Genomic DNA, 21,505 nt, shown 5'->3' on the forward strand with positions numbered 1-21,505 from the left:
GTTATTCCTTAGGCATTTCGTTAAAGAAAGCTACATCATCGACTGCCAGCCTCACCGTCGGATGACCGGGCTTCGCCGCCTTGCCGATGGCGATCAGCATAATCGGAATGTAGAGTCCTGATATGCGGAAAGCTTCCATGAACTTTTGTTTGTCGTAGCCGCCAATCGGTACCGTGTCGTATCCTTTAGCGCGGGCGACAAGCATGAGTTGCATCGATACTAGCCCGCCGTCGGTATAAGCGATTTGGCGGATGACCTCGGGCGGCATGCTCGAATACATGCCGGTATAGTGTTCAACCATCGATTTTGCCGTTTCCGCAGGCATGAAGCCCGCATCGACAGCTTGACCGTAAATCTTCTCGGCCATCCGGATGTTCTCGAGGTCTCCAAGAACGGCGACGACAGCCGAAGCTTCGACCACTTGCTGTTGATTGAATGCAATTGGAAGCAGCTTCTGCTTCAGCTCCGGCGTGTCGATAACGAGAAACCGCCACGGCTGCAGGTTAGCGGCTGAAGGAGCCAGCGTGGCTTGCCGCAGTATTTCGGCCAATTCCTCCCGCGAAATTTTGACCTCGGGATTATAACTACGAACCGACCGGCGTTCTTGAATAACATCGAAAAAAGGTTGGTGCTCCATCCTTTGCGATGGTTGTGAAATTGACATGGCTCTCTCCTCCTTTTGGTTTGGAAAAGCTTCATGCAGTTTTTCGTTCAAATACCACACTGGTTGTTTGAACAACACTTGTTGTATTTGTAGGTTATAATAACAACTGATTGATGCACAATCATCAATAACCGTAAACCGTTGTATAGACAACACCATCTCTATAATGTCGTTTTTATCGGGGAGATCCTAACCATGACAATGAAAAAGAATGAAGCTGATCCTCGTGTGGTACGTACACGGCGACTCCTTCAAGACGCTTTTGATTCACTAATTCAAGAGAAAGATTTTGAATCGATAACCGTTAGGGATATTGCAGAGCGGGCTACTGTTAACAGAACGACTTTTTATGCGCACTTTGTAGATAAGTTCGAAATTCTTGAGGCCAAACTAATGGAATCATTTATGACAATCATAAATCGTAGAATAAGCTGTCATGAAGTATTAAATGAAGAGACAATTCAGAGTATTTTCCTGGGTGTATGCGATTTTCACAAGGGTCTAAGCACTATGTGCAAAAGAAGGTATGAATCGCTTGGACCTGTATTCGAAATTCAAATAAAGGAAAAAATTCAAACGATACTTCTTTCCTTTATAGACAAAGACAAGATGCTATCGAGTCCAAACGCTCAATTCTTACTAAATACAGCTTCTATCATGTTAAGTTGGGGTATGTATGGGGCGGCTTACGTTTGGAACAATGAGGGGCGTCTAATTAGTGCGGAATCATTCGTTAAACAGACAATGCCCTTAGTGATGAACGGAGCCAAAGAACTGCTGGGATAAGGTCCTGTCGCTATTTCTCTATCTTGTCCGTTAAGATGAAACCATTATCTTGAATCACCGATTGTTGTGTAACACAATGAATCATCCCGCTATCCTTGTATGCTGTACGACGGCCTGGCCCCAATACCATGGATCCTTAGAAATAATAACCAACTAAGCAGCCCTCTCCATAAAAGAACATGACATTCTTCGTGTTTGTGCGGAACCGCCTTCACCTGGATTGCCTACATCGGTTGAGTTTGAAACCGTCAGGCCATTGCACGTATTCGGCCATGAAAAACCGCATCTTCACGGTGTCGATCTTCGCCGTGAAGATGCAGTTTTAAGGGTTTTAGTAGATCAAAGATACCAACCCGATGAATCGGATCGTTGGTTGGCAGCCCCTCGAGAGCTTCTGAAAATTCATGAGGAAGCTCTGACACCTGGAGGAAGATACACATCTCGCTTACGAACGTACGATCGCAATAGATTGTCAGCGATCAATTCTCCTCGTTCTGTCAACGTCTGTATCGCTCAAGCCAAGTACTGTATTCCAGAGAACAATGGCTGCTACTACCAAGGGTACCGGCAATATGAAAAAACTCGAGTTCCTTAGCGTACAGGAAAACGAGTTTTTTATTACATCCATGTCACATTTGGTTGGCGGTACCCCCAAAATACCATGTAGGGTGTGGCCACGTTTGCCACAAGAGGTACTATTCGTAACATGCGATTTGCTATTTCTGATTATCTTCAGGAAGTAGAGAATATTCTAAACCCATAAAACTAGCTACAGAGAGCTTTTCTTCGTTTATGACCTGAAATCGGTAATTAGCAGGAGACAATAGCGCCTGGTTATCAGATTCTGACAAATTTTCTTTTAGCTTTAGCTGTTGCGAAATCGTATACCGACTCTCTTTACTGTTTAACTCAATTTGAACGAGTGAAGGAGTCTCAGCAAGCAAATTTTTAATTGTCTCGTTACCCGGCATATCTGCAAACGAAAAGTAAATGGGTTTTTCCGTATGCATCATTTTTTCTCTCAAATCGTCCGAAATTAAGATTCGTAACGTGAGTTCTGCTGAATTACCGTTTTTTGTTATTTGAAGCACGGATGTTTTCAAATTCTCCCCTGTAATTTCTTCGAAATAATCGTAGACGCCTTCATATGACTTCTCTTTAGGGACTGTTACTGCCTCGCTACAGCCACTAAGAAGAACTATGAACAGAAGGAGAAGTATTTGGAGAGGTCGGATCATAGATCTCTTGATTTTTTACTAGAATACTCTTTGTACGAATATTTGACGTTAACGTGGTTAGAATCTACTACTCTGCCTTGATAATATTCGTTTAAGCTTCCAGTTGTAATAGCACGCGGTGGATTGCTATTAAGGTTCTCACTCAAATGTCCTGGATTAACACAACTCAATTTACCGAGTTTACTAAGTGTATATCCGTTCTCTTTTATATTTGTATCTATTTCAGAGCGTATCGATTTTTGTGTTGTTTTTGTTGTTTCCATACTAAAAGAAATCCCCCTTAGTCATGTACATAAGAAATACTCAACTTTCCACATTTTACAACTGTCATAATAAATTGTAAATATTTACCATTAAATCTCCTTGAACTTATTCATGATCCGTCAATTGTATTGCTCATGCATGCGGTTCACATCCTTCTCTGAATTTTCATTCCACTTTCATTTTAGTTTTTAGAAACAAACAGATCAGGTTATCGAAATGTAAAAACTCGGAAATTACAGTAAGTATACTACGTGTATTTTAATTCACCAAGAATTATGGGTGATTAAAAATTCGCTAACAGTTTACCATATGAGTAAACGAATCAAGGAGAGCTTCCCAGATTTGAAACTAAAAGATGCGCGAATAGACAAGAAATTATCTCAGGAAAAAATAAGCAGGATCATAAACGTATCCTTGAAACATTATCAGAACATTGAATACGGGATTACCGTTCCCTCTGTGACGATTGCGCTACATATTTGCGAAGTTCTCAACATCGATCCAAGAGACGTTGACGAGTGGAAAGATAGACGTATACCTAACTAAGAGTGGTATCCTATGAGAAATGCAAAATTCAACCCTAAGGTTAAATAAGCAAAAAAGCCGGATTACCGTGGGGTAATTCGGCTTTTTGCTTATCAAGAGTACTGTTCACAGACATATTTTTCACGTAAAGTAATCATTTGTGGATTTCCCCTCCTTCTTGCTTCCTCCATCGGAGTCATATAAGTGGATGGGTAATCTGGGCCGTAAGGAGTCAAAAGATTCGGATTTGCTCTGTGATCCATTAAGAACTTTGCTGTTAGATGGCCACGCTTTAGCTATCTCCACTATCTAGCGAAGCGTTACGTCCATTCATTACCGCAGTTTCACGCGAAGTCGACTGATATAATTATTCTTGATGATAATTATGTTACTTGAACCTATGTTACTAGATCAACGAGAGAAACCATTTCAGTTGTCAAGAAGATCCCGAGGCAATGAAAAGGGCCCCATCAGTGTGATGGCGCCCCTTTGTTTACGATTTTAGAAATCCCAATCCAGCAAGTCCTCCAGCAGTTCACGGGAAAATGCTAATTGCTCCGGTGTGTATTTATCTAGAAAGCTCATAAATCGCTGTTCAATATCCTGATGCATCCGGTGATGAATCTTATACAGCTTTTGTCCCCTTGCCGTTAGCCGATAGTATACTTCTTTCTTATTATCAACCAGCTGTTGCCTTTTAATTAAATCAAGCTTCCATAACTTTTTGCTGATCCGTGTTATGGACCCTTTCGTTAAGTTGACTTTCTCCGAAATCGTGGTGACATTGATGGGACCATGATCGCCGATACAGGCAATGAAATGAATTTCGGATAGGGTAAGGTTTAGCTTCACCCCCATTTCGGATTCCAGCTTCTGCATCTCTTCTGCCATTCGCGCAGTCAATTTGCTTTCTCGCAGTTCTTGCTGCGTGACTAGCTGAATGTAAAGCTGTATGATCCTCTGCTTGGAAAGTTCTGTACTTTGCATATCATGTCTCCTAGATTACCATCTCCTCTCCATTATATACTGATTGTTTCGAGAAAAACAATTTCATTTTGTTTTGTACAAAACAATCTTGTTTCAATCAATCATGTCCGCACCAGTGGATGATTCCTTTTCGAATTGCTTCCATCGGATTAGACTCCTCTTGGGAAACCGCCCATGCGACATATCCATCCGGTCGAATCAACGCAGTATGTACGTCATGCCATTCAGCAGCTCCCTTAGCAAGCGAAGCGTGAACTACATGGACATGCTTGTATTTCGACCAATCGAAAGCATCGTCCAATCGATCATCTGAGCCGAAATGTAGCAAGAGGAATGAACCAGAATGAAAAAGCTCGTATGCATTCTGGCACTCACCGTTCTTCAGGCGCAGATTCAACTCTGTAAAACGTCGACCATTCAATACATGCGGTTGCGTCTCCCTATCCGGTTCATACTGGACATTGAACGCAGAGATTTGGGTAGCCAGCCGATAATTCGCCTCGGGTATTTGCAGCAGGTTGGACAGCATATTCCTCAAAGCTATGACGGATGGAGAGAATTCCGAACTACCGAAAAGCACCGATTGCATCTGTGTATTCGTTAGCAATGCGGTATTGATGGGGAAACGCTCTGTATGATAGCTATCCAACAGCCAATCCGGTGCCCAGCCTTTTAAATGGGCCGCCAGCTTCCACCCCAGGTTGATTGCCTCTTGCAAGCCAACGTTCATCCCCTGTCCTCCAGCTGGAAAATGAATATGCGCTGCATCTCCCACCAGGAAAATCCGTCCTTCTCGATAACGCTGAGCTTGCAAGGTCGCATTGCCAAAACGAGTCATCCAAAACGGATCGGAAATTCCTAAATCGTCTCCAAGAATACGCAGCAAACTAGTGCGAAGCTCCTCCAAGGAAACTGGTTCTTCCTTTGGTACAGCCATTCGCTCCGAATCGATCAGCACCACCCGATGCATCCCTGCTGGCAAGGGTACAATCATGACCAAACCTTGCTCATTAAAGTAGGAAGGAGCTCCCGATTCCGGCGGATTTTTCAAAACGACATCCCCTTGCATAGCCGTAAAAGTAGCATTCTTACCGACAAACGGAATGCCTGCCTGCTTGCGGACAATGCTGGCAGCGCCATCTGCACCGACCACATAGAGTGCCGTCAGCACAGCCTTTCCATTCGGCCCGACAGACTCTACCTCAACCCCGTGCTGATCTTGGTGTACGGCCACTACCTCCTCTTCCCTGCGTATTTCCACCCCTAGATTTTTTGCCCACTCCTCTAGTACCTTCTCCGTATCATGTTGGGGAATAATCAGTGTGTAGTTGGAGGAAGAATCTAAGACAGAAAAATCCAAGCGTCTATCAAGCGCAGCAAAATGCCCTGTCGTAATCGGCTTTCCTCTATCAAGTAATTTCGCTTTCAACCCGCGCATATCCAGGATTTCCAGTGTGCGCGGATGTACAGTGAGCGCCCGTGAATACGGGGTCGTTTCCTTTAAGCGCTCAAGTACACACACCTTCACTTTAGCCAACGCCAGCTCTGCAGCTACCATCATTCCAACTGGTCCACCACCAACAATAATCACTTCATAATCGACCTGCATTGAAACCACTCCTCTTTTTTGTTTTTCGCGAAACAATATGAATATATCACATCTTCTTTTAATTGAAAACGATTTTCAATTAAATACTTTTTAAAGACTATGCCAACAAATGAAAAGGCGACCCCCTTCTCGAATCGAGCAAGAGATCGCCTTTTTCTATTTCTTATCGTTTGGCTACAACGATAACATAAACATGACCTTGATTATTTGTCCACAAATCCACTTTGTCCTTGGAGGAAAGATCGCTTTCTTTCAAGTCATTACCGTTGTAGTATTTGATCTTCGCGTCTTCTGTCATCTTCAAGCTCGTCGATTCATCATTGAAGAATACGTATTTGTCTTTGTTCACACGGGATTCAATTCCGACGAAACTCGCGTTTTCCTTCGCCAGCTTTCCACTGACGGAAGCAGCAATGACATCGCCGTCCCGATCAAGGGTCAATGTCACGTATTCAAATTGATCGACATCTTCAATCGCATCTTCATCCGTTACATCGTACGTCTTGCCGTTAATCTCTACTTTCGCGGAAGTCACCTTGCCGTCATCGTTACGAACCTCAACAGAGTCAACCACGCCACTTACTTTCCTAGGCGCACCTGTAATTGCCTTTACTTTGCCAGCGTTGTTGAGTGTCAGTGTGTACTCGTTGTCGTTGGATGCTGCATCGCTGTCAATCGTGACGCCGGACAAGAGTTCATACACCTTCCCGTTCACGGTAATTTTGGAACCGGATTTTTTCGTCACGTATCCTTTTACCGTTTGCTTTTCCAAAGTCAGCTCTACAATGTCATTCGTGCCGACGTTGTATTTCCACGTAAGGATACGGTGGTCATTAAACTGATCTGTTTTAATCGTCGTTGGTGATACGGAGTCGCCATCGACCTTCAGCTTCGCGTTGGTCAAGATGTCGTAGGTTTTCCCGTCGATTTTCACAGTTGCCAGCTTCCCTGCTTGATACGCTGTTGTGTCAGAGATCAGCTTGTTCGTAGCTGCACCTACACCCTGCTCCACTTTCACCAGATTTCCATTCTTGTCAAACGTAAGAACTGCAATTTGGCCGCTCGCCAACTCATCCAGTTCATCTACTTCGTCCTCGTCAACAAACAACTCGGTATCTTCATGCACCTCGTAATTAACACTGCCAACGCGAATCCGGTTTTTGTCTGTATCAACGGTAATCGTATCCGTGTAACTCAGCTTCGTGTAAAGAAGCTCGGATACTTCGCCGTCTACGTTGAGTGTCAGCTCGACTAAGTCATCTTTTTCGATGTCAGAGAACGAAGCACTTGTTGCTTTCGCCTCTGGATGCTCCTTGCCTTTGATCGTTGCTTTGGAGTCCAGAACATAAGTTGTGCCGTCTACTCTCAGCTCTTTCTTCGAGTTGGAACCGCTCACGGAAGATACTTTTTCCACAATTCCTTTTGTCGTATTGTCGCTGATCGTGATGGACTTGATCTTGCCATTGTCGCCAACGACTGCCACAAACTTTTGGCCGATGTGAGAGCGGCTTACATTTACGCCATCTTCTACTTCCAAAACGACTTCTCTTCCATTGACAATTGCCTTGAATTTCTTCTCATCGCCTACAGCTGTTGTAAAATTAAGGCCAGTCTTCACGATTCCTTCGACGATTTCGGAGTCAGAAGTAACAACGGTGAGGAAAGCCACTCGGCCGTTTTTCGTGATGTATTCTACTTGCGCGCCTACGACCAGATTGCCATATACTTGCGCGGAATCAGCAATTTCGATTTCTTTGTTTTGTCCGACTAGTTTCAGCTTTTTGCCAGACTTGTCATACGAAGCAACTGCGCCCTTTACTACTGGCAGCTTCTGATCGGTTCCTTTTGCATTGCCATCTTTGTCGTAGTATGCGCCGTTTGCGTATACAGGTGTTTCCATAAAGCGATCCGTATACTTCGCGACGGTATCACGCGGAGCTGCTGCTGTCGGTGTTTCTTTTGCATCGTAGATACCTGCTCTGTCCGCTTCCAGCAAGTACGGGATGTACCATTCGCTTGATGCTGATGGACGAACGTCGATCTTCAAGCCCTGAACGTAGACAGTCAACGCTTCCGCAATTTTTACATTGTGATTCGGTTTGAAGGTACCATCCGGATAGCCCTTGATAATGCCTTGCGATACAGCGAGATTGATATAGCCTGTCGCCCAGTGATCTGCAGGCAGGTCTTTAAAAACGGTCTTTCCTTGCAAGAGCTTTGCTTGGGCATCTGTGTACCCGAGTGCCAGCACCGCAACTTTGGCGAACTCTGCTCTTGTCACTTCTTTATTCGGCTTGAACGTGCCATCGGTATATCCTTTTAAAACTCCGGCATAATTCAATTTCAGAATCGCGTCTTTGTTTACGTTTCCTCCGATATCGGAGAATGGCAGTGCCGTAGCAGCCAATCCGGTACCCGGTAACGCAAGCGAACCTGCCAGAACCGCAGTTGCTAATAATTTTTTAAAATCCTTGCTTGCTCTATTCTTTGCTTTTTGCAAAATAAACCCCTCCATCAATGTAACAGTTTTATCAGTTCATTCTCTCCAGCAAATACTCCCATTTGAAGAAATGATGGAATTGTCCGCAGTAGAACTGTTTTCTTCGGCCGATTGCTCTTTTTAGACGACAAGACTTCCGAAAAGGTTTCATAGCTTGTTCACGGTAAATCATTCCACTGTTCTTCAAACATGGATAGGTAGCGGGTTCACGATATTTCGGAGAACGTAAAAAAACCACCTGAGATCTCAGGTGGTTTTACGTTTCATTCCAGCAGGAAATGCTATAAGCCAGGTTCTGTCTCTCCCGTGCTTCAAGCGGGGCAATCCCTCGCACCAAGAGCGGTAGCCATCTATCTATGGCATCCGAAGATACCATCCGTCCTTTCCGTTTGATTCCTTCAGGACGGTTCCCCTACCTAATTTGGGTTTCTCGCTCGCAGGGTTTACCGCGTTCCATCTTTTCTGTCGCCAGAAAAGCTACGTTTCTGTGGCACTTTCAGCGTACTCGGGCCTCAGAGAGAGCCCTTTCCACGCCGTCAGCAAGGCTTGCACCTCACTGCCCTGGCTTGCACCAGGTACGAACACTCCAGGCATCTCAGCCTGGGCGAGCCTGGACTTTCCTCTACCGCCAATCGTCGAAACGATTGCGGCAGCGACTACCCACATTTCCTGCACATCAGAATCAGTAACATTTACTCTATCACATGCCTCCTTCATGGTCAACAAGCAGGATTTGGAAGGTCCATTTGTAGTACAATAGAATGGCTACGAGGAGGTATGACGATGATAACCATTACTCCAACTGCGGCAGTACGTCTTGCACAAATGATCGCGGAAGAAGCGGATGCTGAACAGCTCGGAATCAGACTCGTCCCGACTACGACGGGTTGTGGTAGCTATACATATAGCATCGCCATTACGGAAGCGGACAAACACGATATTGCCCAAGATATTAGTGGGATTCATTTCTTTTATCAAACGCATGAGATAGACAAGCTTTCCGGGACAGTCATCGACTGCGATCCTGCAACTGGTCGCTTCTCCATTTTCCATCCGCGCCCGATGCAAACAGATTGCTCGCTTACTCATTGATTAGGAGGATACTATGCTGCTCTTATCATTTGAAAACATCAAACCGAAGATTCACCCTACTGTTTTCCTGGCAAAAGGCTCCGTCGTTTCTGGCGATGTCGAAATCGGCGAGGATTCTTCTATTTGGTACAACACTGTGATCCGCGGGGACATCGCTCCGACCGTCATTGGAAAACGCGTCAGTGTGCAAGACAACAGCACCCTGCATCAAAGTCCGAACAACCCGTTGATCCTCGAAGACGAGGTGACCGTTGGACATAATGCCGTTTTACATAGCTGCGTGGTACGTCGCGGCGCATTGATCGGAATGGGCGCGATTGTTTTGGATCGTGCGGAAATCGGGGAAGAAGCGATGGTCGCTGCGGGTGCACTCGTACCTCCAGGCATGAAGGTGCCACCTCGTTCGCTCGTTGTCGGCAATCCAGCCAAAGTAAAACGCGAACTCAACGAGGCTGACTTGAAAGAATTCGTACGCATTCGCCAATCGTATGTGGATAAAGGCAAGATGTATCGCCAACTGGAAGAAAGCCCGCTAGAACGGGAATAGGAAAAAGAACAGGGAGGTCGAAGGCGCATGGACACCTTCTATCCTCCCTGTTTTTTATGATTTGCGCCCACTAGAAACCGAAAGCTCGTCGGCTGCAAACTGGCTGTGTGGCCGAACCGTTGTATTTCTTCCATGAGCTGTGGCAGCATGCTAGATGGCTTGCGATCCAATCCGATTAACGGATAGAGTCTGATTCGACCGCCAGGCTGACAAACACGCAGCAATTCCTTGATCGCGTCCAGGTGAAATTGCTCATCGAACTGTTGCTGGTACAAAAACAAAAAATGACTGCCAAGCACCAGTGAAAATTGAGCGTTTGCAAAAGGCAATTCCGGCAGCAAGCCTGCGACGTATCTTTTACCGATGCCTTCATCGGCACGATAAGCGGCCACGAATTGCTCCAGTGACCGTTCTCTGTTTTGCTGATGCTGGCCAAGCGAGCCGTAATATTCCCAATGAAGGGTGTGTGCGATTCCAGCCAGCTTTTGCGTCGATTCCTCGATCTCTCGCTTCCCCTTCGTGTAAATCTCTTCGGGCTTCATTCGATAAAGCGGATCGACTGCCATTGCCTCTCGTCCTTGTTGACATGCCTCCGCTGTAAAGGAGGACGCTCCTGCCCCGACGTCCAAGATCGGTCCCATCGCCAAGATTTCGTCCGTGAGCGAAAACATATCCACATACTCTTGATAGGAACGGCATGTCATTGCCACTCCCACTTGCTCGTACACCCCTACATCCTGTTCTTTTCTCATCTCGACTCAGCTCTCCTCATCTCATATTCCTCCATCCCTTTTCAAAGAAAAAGGATCGAGTTGAGCAAATATTACCAAAATACTTTTCATGATTCAATGACGCTACCGACCTATGCATGGAACAAAAAACGCGGCGCATCCATAGTGGAAACACCGCTTTTTCCTTATGAAGCATTCTGCAATCGATCCACCTCGCGAATGTGCTCAAAAAGCATATACGAGCGGATCGCTGTCTCTAGATGAAGCCGATCCGGTTCTTTAGTCGTGCTGTACTTTTGAAAGAAAGCCGACAGCTTGTAAAGAAAACCAAAATATTTACGCACGTACCGATCCCCTAGCATGCCAACAAGCAGTCCTGCTACCCCGCATGCGACGCTCCATTCTAAGGGTAAAAAGAATACAGACAAAATGAACCCCGTAAAAAACCACACGACCAGATTCGTCGAGCAACCGTCATTCACGATATTTGCCCGTTGAATCTCTTTGAGTGCTGCTAGCGACTTCTTGCCCCCATAGCTAAATACTTTATGTTCTGCACCGTGAAATTTTTTCATCATTTTCGGAAAAACGAAGTGAAAGCCTGCGATGTATACAGCCACCCACATCGGATCGATGATGGCCCAGTCAGGCTTCACGATCGCTGCCAGTACATAACCGGCAAGCAGGAGGTGAAACAATTGATAGTACCACGGAAAGGAGAAAAATATTCGATACCAGAGCTTCCCGATCGTTTTCAATGTGATTTTTTCCGCCCACATATGAATCACGCCGTCTTTTACTTCCGCGCAAGCCAGCACATTTCGATCATGAAAAAGCACACCGCGTCCAAAAGACATCCCCATAATCATCTCGTTAGCTATTCTCCTTCCGCCCTAATGTCGTTATAATAGGTTGAGTTGTACGCAGAATGAAGGAGGTTTCCACAATTGATCCGCATGGTTCCAACTACACCACTAACACCTTTACACGATCCATGGGAGCCGTTGTTCAATGCTACACCCCCCGCCTATAAACTTACCAGCGTCGAGTTTACTGTAACGAATCTGTGCAATCTCCGCTGTGAGCATTGCGCGGTTGGTGATACATTGCGATACAAAGACGATCCCGCTCTCCCTGTTGATCTCATACTCCGTCGTCTCGATGAAGCAAAAGATCTGCTTACTATCAGTATAACAGGCGGAGAACCTATGTACAGCGAGCGCACCGTGAAAACTGTGATCGCGCCTATTCTACAATATGCAGCAGATCGTGGGCTGCGGACGCAAATCAACTCCAACATGTCCATGCCGTTTTCTCGGTATGAGTTGATCCTGCCTTACATCGACGTCATGCATATTTCATGGAACTGGTCTACCCCCGAAGAATTCCATGATATTGTTTACGCAAAAGCACGGCAGCCGGTTTCAATCAAAAGAGCGGAAGCACAGTTTCAAGAGATGATGGAAAATGTTCGCAAGCTCTCAGAAGCTGGTGTATTTGTCTCAGCCGAAACGATGCTGAATCATCGTACATGGACAAAGCTCGATACGCTCCACCGTCAGATTCAGGAGATGGGAAGCAAGCGACATGAGGTACACCCGATGTACGCGAGTGATTTTGCCCGTGATCTGGATGTACTTTCACTCGATGAGCTCCGTCAAGCCATTCATCGGATGCTCGATGTACGCAATGAAGATTTGTGGATGCTTTTCGGGACGCTTCCGTTTTTCGCTTGTAGTCCTGAAGCAGCAGACAGGGAATTGATCAGCAGACTGCGCTCTGCGAAAAATGTGACGACTCGCAATGACCCAGATGGTCGCAATCGTCTTAACATCAACATTTTCACAGGCGATGTCATCGTGACCGATTTCGGTGATGTAGAGCCATTGGGCAATATTCAAACCGATCAGCTCCAGTCGATGTTTGAAAAATGGCAGGAACACACGCTGAATCAGAAAATCAATTGCTTCTGCCCCGCTGCTGGATGTGCAGGACCAAACCTGCTCGTTGCTAATACTTACTATCAGGAGACTGATTTTACTCTGCGCAAAGCACTCGTCTAATTGGGCACACTAGGGCGTGAGGTGATCTACCATGAGCAGACGCAAACGCCCTCTCGTCCCCGAGGCGAGAAAAGGACTGGACGCCCTAAAAGCGCAGGTTGCACACGTTGCTGATCCCGCGCAGGCCAAATTCGAGGTCGCAGAAGAAATTCATGTACCATTGCAGCCCGGCTACAATGGACAGTTAACCTCTCACGATGCTGGCCGAATCGGAGGACGCTTGGGCGGCAGTATGGTCAGAGAGATGGTTCGGATGGCAATGGAAAGTATGAATAAAAAACCGTGATTCTATTGTTTGGGAACCCCGCTATTTGATGTATGCGAATGGCGGGGTTCTTTGTCGAGCAATCGAGTATTGCCGAGTAGGACACTGGCTATCAAACTGATTCCAATCAGAATCAATCCAGTGATAAAGACGCCGTGCATAGCTTCACTAAACACCATTCCTCCCCGCATCCGCCCTTCTACAATGGTCCCAAACACACTAATACCAATCGTCCCCCCAATGGAACGAAACAATTGCGATGTCGACATAGCAACGCCCCGATCTTGCGGTTTTACAGCGCTGTGTGCTGCTGTACCGAGTGCCGGATAGATTGCCCCCATGCCTAGACCTGTGACAATCATGTAGCTGACGAGCTGTGTGTTGGTTGTCTCTCCATCAATCGTGCTCAGAAGGAAAAAGCCAGTCGCCATGATGATTAAACTAGGAATCAGAATCGCCCGAAATGAAGCTTTTGCCATCCATCTCCCCCCAACCGTCGAAGAAATCGCTGCGGACAGCATGAGAGGAACTAAAAGGCATCCAGCTTCTGAGGGACTCGCACCGCGTACCCCTTGAACGAACAGAGGGATATATGCGATGGCACCAAACAAAGCGGCACTCACAAAGAATCCCACGAGATTGCCATATCCGATGGCCGGAATGCGAAATAGGGAAAGCGGAAGCAGGGGCTCCTTTGCTTTGGTTTCAATCCAGATGAACCAACCGAGAAGGAAAATACCAGCTCCCCCTAATCCGATCTTGTATTCCCTCCCCTCCATAACAGGGGACAGCAGGATGAGAATGATGGATGCACTCAAGCTAGTCGCCCCATACCAATCAATCACTGGCTTCTTATCGTATTGTCGCTGATCACGAAAGGCTAGAGCAATAATAAATAAAGCAACGATACCGATAGGAAGGTTTATAAAGAAGATCCATCCCCACGGCAGATGCTCCACGAGAATTCCTCCCAACGAGGGACCGAGTATACTCGTCATGGCAAAAACAGCTCCGAAAAGGCCTTGAAATTTGCCTCTCTTTTCGGGTGGATACAGTTCACCCACAATGATGAATGCAACCGGCATTAATGCCCCAGCGCCCAACCCTTGAACTCCTCTCGCTACAATAAGACTCGTCATGGAATTCGCCATGCCGCACAGGAGAGATCCCACGAGAAACAGAAACAAACCGATCACATACATTTTTCTTGGTCCAAACAAGTCCGCCATTTTCCCATAGATGGGCATGCTCGTGGTCGCTGTAAGCATATAAATGGCGAACACCCAGCTATAAAGAGATAGACCTCCCAGCTCTTTGGTAATTGTCGGCATGGCTGTTGATACAATCGTCTGATCCAACGATGACAAGATTAGCCCCATCAGCACTCCACCCGTAACCAAGCCTACGCGGCGCTTTTCCTTTTCCATCTCCATCCCACTCCCCTTTTTGAAGTCAGTTGATAACAGCTCCAAAAATATAAGGGAATTTTTAGAAAAAGAGTAGACTTTTTCTTTCTGATGATTTATTCTGATGATAGAGTCTGCCCCTAAGAACCACGAATGAATCATAAATAAAAACCGCCTCCATTATGGACGCGGTTTTCTTGTTTTGCCATTCATCTCAGCTTGTCGAGCTTTTTCGCACTTGCCTTACGAGGTCCAAGCATCGCCTTTCCTATGTCGCCCACTTTGTTTACAGAGTCAAAAACTTGGTCGATCACATCCACCAGTTCCCGAATCTGCACCACTTTTCCATAGACGCCCATGAAATGGTGTCGGACGTTTTTTCCATTTAACCCTAGCATGGCCGCACCTCCTCTTAATCCTCTCGTATCACTTTATGCAGGATCAGGCGAAGAGGAAATAGCGATGTGTGGAAAAATATTCAACTTCTCTATCCCAACGTCTTAGCTTGGACGGGGTGTACCAGGTGGACGCGGGCGAGGAGGGGGTGTTGGCGTAATGGCTCGCTCCAATCGAGTGACACGGTTTTCCAATCGATCTACGCGGTTATCCAGTCTGCGAAAATCTTCTCGCAACGCATCTACTCGCCTTTCCAGACGATCCAAGCGCCGATCGACTTCCGCTCCAGGTGCTGGTGTCGCTGTGGTCGGGATGTACAAATTTTGACCGACGTAAATGTAGTAAGGATAGGCGATATTATTCACTCGGATCAATTCCTGAACGGATACACCAAAACGAGACGCAATGCTGTTCAGCGTATCTCCGGCACGGACTACATAGTTCACGAATCTCACTCCTTTTATCTGTGATCATTCGTTATTAACCTATGCCCGCCTTGATACACGCGCAATAAACGAATACCCATTTTGGCAAAGAATAGTCAAACACCCAGTACAAACGCCGTTACAAACCTGAATGAGCAAGGCTCAGCCCCATCACCCCTTTGAATAGACAGTCACACCATCAAGAAACACTTCTTCCACTTGCTTCAATACCTCTATCTCTTGTAATGGATCCCCTTTTACCACAAGCAAATCTGCAAAATAACCCGACGCTAACGTACCGATCTTACCTCCTTGATCCAGCACCTCAGCAGCGTTTTGAGTAGCAGCCTGGATCGCACGAATTGGCTCCATCCCCAGCTCCACCATCAGCTTGATCTCTTCTGCCACAGGGGTAATCGGATAGCCTTCCAATACGATATCCGTACCCGTAGCGATCTTTACGCCTGTATTCATCAATTGTACGAAGTTCTCCCGGTACGCCTTTTCCGATTCGATGAAAAAGGCTCCCTGCTCAATAAGCCCTTCGCTCAATATGCCTTGATTCGCCTGTTGCTGCTCATTCCAAATATGCTTGTAATAATCAGCAATCTGGAAAAAGGTGATCATGGTCGGTACCCATACCAGTCCTTTTTCTTTCATCTGTTCTGCCTGTTCGACGGTCATAAATGTTGCGTGCTCGATCGTATCAAATCCCGCATCAATCGCCATCTGGATCGCAGGTTGGGTCGAGGCATGGACACAGCATTTCCGTCCCAAGCGATGCGATTCATCAACCGCCGCATCCAGCTCCTCTTGTGTGAACTCCGGCGTTGGTGTACGATGGCTCGTCATGAGCTTGATCCAGTCCGCTCCCGCTCTCACTTGTTCACGCACAGCTGTCCGCACGTCCCACGGACCATTTGCTTCTCGCAGGGCACCCTCTAATTGCCAACCGTGCCCCCCGGTCATAATGATCCCTTGGTTTACCTGAAAAAGACGAGGGGAAACAATGAACTTGTTCTTGGCTGCCATCTTCAGCGTACTGCACAATCCATCCGGTGCTGCTACATCGCGAATCGTCGTGACCCCCAAGGAAAGTGCCTCTTTCAAGTTCGCTGTCGCAAGTAAAGCCACGAGTCCATCGTTGTTGCGATACTCAGCCGAGTCTGGTTTGCTCCACCAATACCCGATATGAACATGTAAATCGATCAAGCCTGGTAAAATGGAGCATCCAGTGTACCGCTTTACCTCTCCCTCCGAAATGGAATCCGTAAGCTCCGATTCTTTCCCTATTGCTACAATCTTTCCTCGCTCATCAATCCCAACAGCGCCTTGTTCGATTACATGCTCTCCATCTCCGATAATGACGCGATCAGCAATCAACCATTTCATTCCTGTCCCCCCTGTCAAAAATGAAAAACCATCTGTCCGCAATCCTAGTTAGTCCCTCGAAAGTTCATCATGCATCCAACCTTTTCCTCCCTGTTTCTTTGCCTCGTAAAAAATAAAAAACCTCCGGCCACACATAAGTGCGCCAGAGGTTTTCCCTTTATACCTTATTTAAATACAGGTGCAGCAAATTGAGCCAGTTTCTCAGCGGACGTTTTCTCGACATCCGCATGCAAGCTGTTGCCGTGCGCATCCATCGTTACGATAGCCGCGAAGCCGTTCACTTGCAAGTGCCACATTGCTTCTGGAATACCGAATTCCATGAAGTCAACACCGTTTACTTTTTTGATGCAGCGTGCATAGTATTGAGCTGCCCCACCAATTGCATTGAGGTAAACAGCGCCATGCTCATTCAATGCTTTCAGTGTTTTCGCACCCATTCCGCCTTTTCCGATAACGGCACGGATTCCGAATTTCTTGATGATTTCGCCTTGGTACGGCTCCTCACGAATGGAGGTAGTCGGACCAGCCGCTTTTACATGCCATTCGCCCTCTTGATCCTTCAGCATTACTGGACCGCAATGGTAGATGATGCCACCATTCATGTCCACTGGACAGTCATGATCCATCAGGTAGCTATGCAGCGCGTCGCGTCCTGTGTGCATTTCGCCGTTGATGATAACCACATCGCCCACTTTCAGGCTGCGGATTTGTTCTTCCGTGATCGGCGCTTGAAGAACCACTTCACGAGGTTCATCGTCTGTTTCGTCCGAAGCTGCTACTGGCGTCAAGTCCATCGCCACTTCTTCATCTTTATACAGATAACGAAGGATTTCGCCAGTCTCCGGGTTCAGGCGAACACCTTGACGGCGGAATGCCCAGCAGTTGTATGCAACGGATACGAAGAAGCTCGCTGGCAGGCGGTTTTCCACGCCGATTTTACAGCCCAAGAGGGTAGCGTTTCCGCCAAAGCCCATGGTTCCGATTCCGAGTTGGTTTGCTGTTTCCATGATGTAGTCTTCTAATGCAGCCAGATCAGCAATTGGATTGACATCGTCCACTTTGCGGAACAATTGATGCTTCGCCAGTGCATAACCGGAAGTGCGATCGCCACCGATTCCTACGCCGATGAAGCCGGCACTACAGCCTTGTCCTTGCGCTTGGTATACCGCGTGCAGAATGCACTTGCGAATGCCATCCAGGTTGCGGCCCACTTTGCCCAGGCCTTCGAGCTCACAGGGCAGGGAGTATTGGATGTTCTTGTTCTCACAGCCGCCGCCTTTGAGAATCAGCTTGATTTCGATTTCATTCTCTTCCCATTGCTCGAAGTGAATGACAGGAGTACCTGGTCCGAGGTTGTCCCCTGTGTTTGCACCCGTCAAGGAATCTACAGAGTTGGAACGAAGCTTACCTGTTTTGGTTGCTTCTGCAATCATTTCTTTGATTGCTTGTTTAATGATCAGTTGGTTGACTCCAACCGGAGTTTTCACTTCGAATGTAGGCATACCTGTATCTTGACAGATCGGAGAAACATTTTCTTCTGCCATGACGACGTTTTGCGCAATCGTAGACAAAGACAGCGCTGCACGAGTGCCAAGATCCTCGTTCACTTTAGCTGCATTGACGGCACGACGCACATCTGGTGGTAGATTCGTAGAAGTATCCGTGATCAGTTCCAGAATGCTTTGCTTCAAGTTTTCCATCTATGACGCCCCTTTTGACGTAGTGGTGTAAATGGTAGCATAAACCGCCTATTATTATAGCACACGCTCCCCCACCTGTCCGTAGATTGCTGCCCAAAGAGTGTGTGAAACATTCCGTAAACGTGCGTCGTCTTATTACCGACAACAAATTTTGGCAAGAAGCAGATATGAGGGGGATCAAAATGAAAAGAACATTTACCGGGCTTCTCGCATCCGTAACGGTGGTGGCCGCTATACCCTTCCTGTTCACGACGGGTACAATCGCGGAGCCAACCGTTCAAGCCGCATCTACAGAAGAGTTGCCAGTAGTCGGTTCCTATGCGGGGCTAAAAAAGCTCATCCAATCATCAGACCTGGACAGCTATCATTACGCCACCATGGAAACGAGTACCGCTATGCCAGTAGCAGCACCCAGCACAGCCAATAAAGTAGCGGACACATCTAGCGGCGCTGTTCGCGGTGATTTTTCCACAACGAACACACAAGTGCAGGGCGTCGATGAAGCAGATATCGTAAAATCAGACGGCACTTATCTTTATCAATCCACGCAAAATGAAGTGCGCATCATCAAAGCGTATCCAGCCACCGAGATGAAGGTCGCAAGCCGTATCAGCTATGACAATGGAAAATTCGTACCGCAAGAAATGTATGTAGACGAACGCAGACTCATCGTAATCGGGCAAGCGGATGAGACGATCTCCTATCCTCCTGGTCCTGCTTCCAAAAGAGGCATCCCCCGTTTTCAAGGCATGCAGTCCGTGAAAACCATGATCTACGATATTACGGACAAAAAACAACCTCGGCTCATTCGTCAATTGGAGCTGGAAGGCCAGTACATGTCGTCCCGCAAAATCGGCGCGAGCTTGTACGTGACAGCCAACCATTACATGGATACGTATCGTATCATGCAAGAGAAAACAGAAGTGCCAGGTCCAACGTATAAAGACAGCGCCCATCATAACCAATACCAAACCATTCCGTACAGCGAGATTCGTTACTTCCCGGATCACTTTCGTCCAGAGTATTTGATCGTCGCTGGCGTGAATCTGGATGACGCGAAACAAAAGATGTCACTGAATACGTATCTTGGTGCTGGCGAGAACATCTATGCATCCACCAAAAATCTGTATGTAGCCGTCACCCAGAACAATGCCCAGCCAGTAGCCGTTAAGCAAAAAGGAGTGACAACTCCTTTGATTGCACCTCCCATTGAGTCAGATACAACCATTTACCGTTTTGCCATGAACAAGGGAGACATTCGGTATACAGGAAAAGGGTCGGTGCCTGGACGCATTCTGAACCAGTTTTCCATGGATGAAAACGACGGTTATTTCCGAATTGCCACCACGAGCGGTGACATGTGGCGAGACGATGAGCTTACGTCAAAAAACAACTTGTATGTTCTGGACAACAAACTCGAGGTATTTGGCAAGCTGGAAGGCATCGCTCCAGGAGAACGCATTTACTCTGTCCGTTTCATGGGAGATCGTGCCTACATGGTCACCTTCAAAAAAGTCGACCCGCTGTTCGTTCTCGATCTGAAGAAGCCTTCTGCTCCAAGCGTACTAGGTGCCCTCAAAATTCCAGGTTACAGCGACTATTTACACCCGTATGATGAAAACCATATCATCGGTTTTGGCAAAGAAGCAGAATCAGATAAAGACTGGGCGTACTACCAAGGGATGAAAATTGCCCTCTTTGACGTCAGTGATGTAACCAAACCGAAGGAAAAGTTCAAGACTGTTATCGGGGACAGAGGAACGGACTCCGAGCTGTTGCGCAATCACAAGGCTCTGCTGTTCTCCAAAGAAAAAAATCTGCTAGCCTTCCCTGTATCCGTTCACGAACGTACGGCTGAACAAAAAGCCAAAAACGATATGCGCGAGTACGGCCACTTTACTTTCCAAGGTGCCTATGTTTATCAGCTCGATCTGAAAAAAGGTTTTCAACTGACAGATCAGATCACCCATCTGTCGAAGGAAGATGTCGCGAAAGCAGGCGAAGGCTGGTACGACAGCTCCAGTAATATTAAACGGATACTCACGATTGGCGACACGCTCTATACCGTTTCCGACGATTATCTCAAAACGCAGCAACTCTCTTCCCCCCAAAAAGAGAATATCTTGCCATTGACGAAATAGCGGTAATGCTCTGTCATGCGGACAGGTTCTGTGCTAAGATGGGGTAATAGATGCAGCGTAAATAGAGAGGGTGTCACTACGTGGAGTATTTGAGTTTTAATTTGACATCAACGCTGGCAGGGATTGCGGCTGTGCTGCTGGTTATGTTTATTCGCCTGCACTGGCCCTTCCGCTTTCAGTACATGGCCAATCTTTTCAAACGACGTTTGAATATTCGATTGCGCTGGCTGGAGGCTTCCTATCGGAAGAACCGTTCCCGTGCTGTCGCTATGCTGGATAAATCAACCCATGAGATCATGCTTGGCAATTATGAAATGGCCGAAAAATATATCGTTCAAGGAATCAACGTTTGCAAAGAACGACCAACGTTATTCAATCAAGCGATGATTCACTACTTGTTTTACAACCTGGCGATCGTTTACTATTCATCTGAACGATACAACGAATCATTGGAAGTGGCGTTTCGTATTTACCAGCGTGATCAAGGAATGACTGATTCCTTAGCTCTTATTGCATGCTCGCACGCCCGCCTGGGTGAAGTAGAGAGTGCGATAGAAGCTTACCAGCTGATCGCAAGCAAACGATCGGCAAAAGACTGGAAGCTCTTCTGCTTGGCAGAGATTGAAGCTGCCAAAGGAAATTACGAGCGAGCCCTCTCCCATCTGAAGCAATTGATGGACAAATCAGCCAGTCTTTTGCATCTGAATCACACCGTACTGGAAAAACGCTTGGAAGAGTGGAAAAAAGCCTCTACACAAGCCAGCTAATCGATTG

At 46.8% G+C, this 21,505-nt stretch carries 21 protein-coding genes and 1 other RNA gene; 8 read left to right on the plus strand and 14 right to left on the minus strand.

Features of this window, described 5'->3' with window-relative positions; all coding sequences use genetic code 11:
- Position 1 precedes the first annotated feature (1 nt).
- Positions 2 to 664: a nitroreductase family protein gene (locus tag HP399_RS19865; protein ID WP_173620821.1), complete on the minus strand. Its 663-nt coding sequence runs from the start codon at positions 662 to 664 to the stop codon at positions 2 to 4.
- A gap of 195 nt (positions 665 to 859) precedes the next feature.
- Here HP399_RS19865 and HP399_RS19870 point away from each other — a divergent pair, with 195 nt between their 5' ends.
- On the plus strand, positions 860 to 1,450 hold the full coding sequence (locus HP399_RS19870; protein WP_173620822.1) for a TetR/AcrR family transcriptional regulator: 591 nt from the start codon (positions 860 to 862) through the stop codon (positions 1,448 to 1,450).
- Between the two features lie 716 nt (positions 1,451 to 2,166).
- Here the strand turns inward: HP399_RS19870 and HP399_RS19875 are convergent.
- Both HP399_RS19875 and HP399_RS19880 read right to left on the minus strand, forming a co-directional pair.
- Positions 2,167 to 2,553: a hypothetical protein gene (locus HP399_RS19875; RefSeq protein WP_228088293.1), complete on the minus strand. Its 387-nt coding sequence runs from the start codon at positions 2,551 to 2,553 to the stop codon at positions 2,167 to 2,169.
- 131 nt (positions 2,554 to 2,684) lie between these two features.
- Positions 2,685 to 2,951 carry a hypothetical protein gene (locus HP399_RS19880; RefSeq protein WP_173620815.1) on the minus strand — a complete coding sequence of 89 codons (267 nt, stop codon included), beginning with the start codon at positions 2,949 to 2,951 and terminating at the stop codon, positions 2,685 to 2,687.
- 343 nt (positions 2,952 to 3,294) lie between these two features.
- On the opposite strand from HP399_RS19880, the gene HP399_RS19885 reads away from it, so the two are divergent.
- Positions 3,295 to 3,498: a helix-turn-helix transcriptional regulator gene (locus HP399_RS19885; protein WP_228088294.1), complete on the plus strand. Its 204-nt coding sequence runs from the start codon at positions 3,295 to 3,297 to the stop codon at positions 3,496 to 3,498.
- A 480-nt stretch (positions 3,499 to 3,978) separates the two neighbouring features.
- On the opposite strand, the gene HP399_RS19890 is transcribed toward HP399_RS19885, so the two are convergent.
- From HP399_RS19890 to rnpB, 4 genes are all read right to left on the minus strand, one after another.
- Positions 3,979 to 4,464, minus strand: a complete 486-nt coding sequence (locus HP399_RS19890) for a MarR family transcriptional regulator (protein ID WP_173620825.1) — start codon at positions 4,462 to 4,464, stop codon at positions 3,979 to 3,981.
- 97 nt (positions 4,465 to 4,561) lie between these two features.
- Positions 4,562 to 6,073, minus strand: a complete 1,512-nt coding sequence (locus HP399_RS19895) for a monooxygenase (RefSeq protein WP_173620826.1) — start codon at positions 6,071 to 6,073, stop codon at positions 4,562 to 4,564.
- Between the two features lie 163 nt (positions 6,074 to 6,236).
- On the minus strand, positions 6,237 to 8,573 hold the full coding sequence (locus HP399_RS19900; protein ID WP_173620827.1) for an S-layer homology domain-containing protein: 2,337 nt from the start codon (positions 8,571 to 8,573) through the stop codon (positions 6,237 to 6,239).
- 279 nt (positions 8,574 to 8,852) lie between these two features.
- Positions 8,853 to 9,241, minus strand: an RNA gene (rnpB, locus tag HP399_RS19905) — RNase P RNA component class B.
- A gap of 115 nt (positions 9,242 to 9,356) precedes the next feature.
- Here rnpB and HP399_RS19910 point away from each other — a divergent pair.
- Complete coding sequence (locus tag HP399_RS19910) at positions 9,357 to 9,665, plus strand: iron-sulfur cluster biosynthesis family protein (protein ID WP_173620828.1); 309 nt, start codon at positions 9,357 to 9,359, stop codon at positions 9,663 to 9,665.
- Between the two features lie 13 nt (positions 9,666 to 9,678).
- Positions 9,679 to 10,212 carry a gamma carbonic anhydrase gene (locus HP399_RS19915; protein ID WP_007724325.1) on the plus strand — a complete coding sequence of 178 codons (534 nt, stop codon included), beginning with the start codon at positions 9,679 to 9,681 and terminating at the stop codon, positions 10,210 to 10,212.
- Positions 10,213 to 10,250: 38 nt separating this feature from the next.
- Here the strand turns inward: HP399_RS19915 and HP399_RS19920 are convergent, their stop codons facing one another.
- Both HP399_RS19920 and HP399_RS19925 read right to left on the minus strand, forming a co-directional pair.
- Positions 10,251 to 10,964 carry a class I SAM-dependent methyltransferase gene (locus HP399_RS19920; RefSeq protein WP_173620829.1) on the minus strand — a complete coding sequence of 238 codons (714 nt, stop codon included), beginning with the start codon at positions 10,962 to 10,964 and terminating at the stop codon, positions 10,251 to 10,253.
- A 164-nt stretch (positions 10,965 to 11,128) separates the two neighbouring features.
- Entirely contained in the window at positions 11,129 to 11,812 is a 684-nt protein-coding gene (locus HP399_RS19925) for a DUF1385 domain-containing protein (RefSeq protein WP_173620830.1), read from the minus strand.
- Positions 11,813 to 11,890: 78 nt separating this feature from the next.
- Between HP399_RS19925 and yfkAB the strand changes: the two genes are divergently transcribed.
- Both yfkAB and HP399_RS19935 read left to right on the plus strand, forming a co-directional pair.
- Entirely contained in the window at positions 11,891 to 13,006 is a 1,116-nt protein-coding gene (yfkAB, locus tag HP399_RS19930) for a radical SAM/CxCxxxxC motif protein YfkAB (protein ID WP_173620831.1), read from the plus strand.
- A 31-nt stretch (positions 13,007 to 13,037) separates the two neighbouring features.
- Positions 13,038 to 13,292 carry an alpha/beta-type small acid-soluble spore protein gene (locus HP399_RS19935; RefSeq protein WP_173620832.1) on the plus strand — a complete coding sequence of 85 codons (255 nt, stop codon included), beginning with the start codon at positions 13,038 to 13,040 and terminating at the stop codon, positions 13,290 to 13,292.
- A gap of 2 nt (positions 13,293 to 13,294) precedes the next feature.
- Here HP399_RS19935 and HP399_RS19940 read toward each other — a convergent pair whose 3' ends face one another.
- The 5 genes from HP399_RS19940 to HP399_RS19960 all read right to left on the minus strand — a co-directional run bounded on the left by HP399_RS19940 (position 13,295) and on the right by HP399_RS19960 (position 18,590).
- Positions 13,295 to 14,704, minus strand: coding sequence for an MDR family MFS transporter (locus tag HP399_RS19940; protein WP_173620833.1), 1,410 nt, complete (start codon positions 14,702 to 14,704; stop codon positions 13,295 to 13,297).
- 182 nt (positions 14,705 to 14,886) lie between these two features.
- Positions 14,887 to 15,075 carry a hypothetical protein gene (locus tag HP399_RS19945; protein WP_007724315.1) on the minus strand — a complete coding sequence of 63 codons (189 nt, stop codon included), beginning with the start codon at positions 15,073 to 15,075 and terminating at the stop codon, positions 14,887 to 14,889.
- A 102-nt stretch (positions 15,076 to 15,177) separates the two neighbouring features.
- The gene (locus HP399_RS19950; RefSeq protein ID WP_173620834.1) at positions 15,178 to 15,519 is read right to left on the minus strand and encodes a LysM peptidoglycan-binding domain-containing protein; all 342 of its coding nucleotides are present in this window, start codon (positions 15,517 to 15,519) and stop codon (positions 15,178 to 15,180) included.
- 150 nt (positions 15,520 to 15,669) lie between these two features.
- Positions 15,670 to 16,890 carry a metal-dependent hydrolase family protein gene (locus HP399_RS19955; RefSeq protein ID WP_173620835.1) on the minus strand — a complete coding sequence of 407 codons (1,221 nt, stop codon included), beginning with the start codon at positions 16,888 to 16,890 and terminating at the stop codon, positions 15,670 to 15,672.
- Positions 16,891 to 17,054: 164 nt separating this feature from the next.
- Entirely contained in the window at positions 17,055 to 18,590 is a 1,536-nt protein-coding gene (locus tag HP399_RS19960) for a fumarate hydratase (protein WP_173620836.1), read from the minus strand.
- A 182-nt stretch (positions 18,591 to 18,772) separates the two neighbouring features.
- Here HP399_RS19960 and HP399_RS19965 point away from each other — a divergent pair, with 182 nt between their 5' ends.
- Together HP399_RS19965 and HP399_RS19970 are read left to right on the plus strand one after the other, a co-directional pair.
- Positions 18,773 to 20,731, plus strand: coding sequence for a beta-propeller domain-containing protein (locus HP399_RS19965; protein ID WP_173620837.1), 1,959 nt, complete (start codon positions 18,773 to 18,775; stop codon positions 20,729 to 20,731).
- An 80-nt stretch (positions 20,732 to 20,811) separates the two neighbouring features.
- Positions 20,812 to 21,498 carry a tetratricopeptide repeat protein gene (locus HP399_RS19970; RefSeq protein WP_048032371.1) on the plus strand — a complete coding sequence of 229 codons (687 nt, stop codon included), beginning with the start codon at positions 20,812 to 20,814 and terminating at the stop codon, positions 21,496 to 21,498.
- Positions 21,499 to 21,505: the final 7 nt, after the last annotated feature.

Source organism: Brevibacillus sp. DP1.3A (genome assembly GCF_013284245.2).
Lineage (GTDB): Bacteria > Bacillota > Bacilli > Brevibacillales > Brevibacillaceae > Brevibacillus.

Coding starts and splice junctions, on each gene's coding strand:
- HP399_RS19865 (WP_173620821.1), bottom strand. CDS start 664: ATGTCAATTTCACAACCATCGCAAAGGATGGAGCACCAACCTTTTTTC.
- HP399_RS19870 (WP_173620822.1), top strand. CDS start 860: ATGACAATGAAAAAGAATGAAGCTGATCCTCGTGTGGTACGTACACGG.
- HP399_RS19880 (WP_173620815.1), bottom strand. CDS start 2,951: ATGGAAACAACAAAAACAACACAAAAATCGATACGCTCTGAAATAGAT.
- HP399_RS19890 (WP_173620825.1), bottom strand. CDS start 4,464: ATGCAAAGTACAGAACTTTCCAAGCAGAGGATCATACAGCTTTACATT.
- HP399_RS19895 (WP_173620826.1), bottom strand. CDS start 6,073: ATGCAGGTCGATTATGAAGTGATTATTGTTGGTGGTGGACCAGTTGGA.
- HP399_RS19910 (WP_173620828.1), top strand. CDS start 9,357: ATGATAACCATTACTCCAACTGCGGCAGTACGTCTTGCACAAATGATC.
- HP399_RS19915 (WP_007724325.1), top strand. CDS start 9,679: ATGCTGCTCTTATCATTTGAAAACATCAAACCGAAGATTCACCCTACT.
- HP399_RS19920 (WP_173620829.1), bottom strand. CDS start 10,964: ATGAGAAAAGAACAGGATGTAGGGGTGTACGAGCAAGTGGGAGTGGCA.
- HP399_RS19925 (WP_173620830.1), bottom strand. CDS start 11,812: ATGATTATGGGGATGTCTTTTGGACGCGGTGTGCTTTTTCATGATCGA.
- HP399_RS19935 (WP_173620832.1), top strand. CDS start 13,038: ATGAGCAGACGCAAACGCCCTCTCGTCCCCGAGGCGAGAAAAGGACTG.
- HP399_RS19940 (WP_173620833.1), bottom strand. CDS start 14,704: ATGGAGATGGAAAAGGAAAAGCGCCGCGTAGGCTTGGTTACGGGTGGA.
- HP399_RS19945 (WP_007724315.1), bottom strand. CDS start 15,075: ATGCTAGGGTTAAATGGAAAAAACGTCCGACACCATTTCATGGGCGTC.
- HP399_RS19955 (WP_173620835.1), bottom strand. CDS start 16,890: ATGAAATGGTTGATTGCTGATCGCGTCATTATCGGAGATGGAGAGCAT.
- HP399_RS19960 (WP_173620836.1), bottom strand. CDS start 18,590: ATGGAAAACTTGAAGCAAAGCATTCTGGAACTGATCACGGATACTTCT.
- HP399_RS19965 (WP_173620837.1), top strand. CDS start 18,773: ATGAAAAGAACATTTACCGGGCTTCTCGCATCCGTAACGGTGGTGGCC.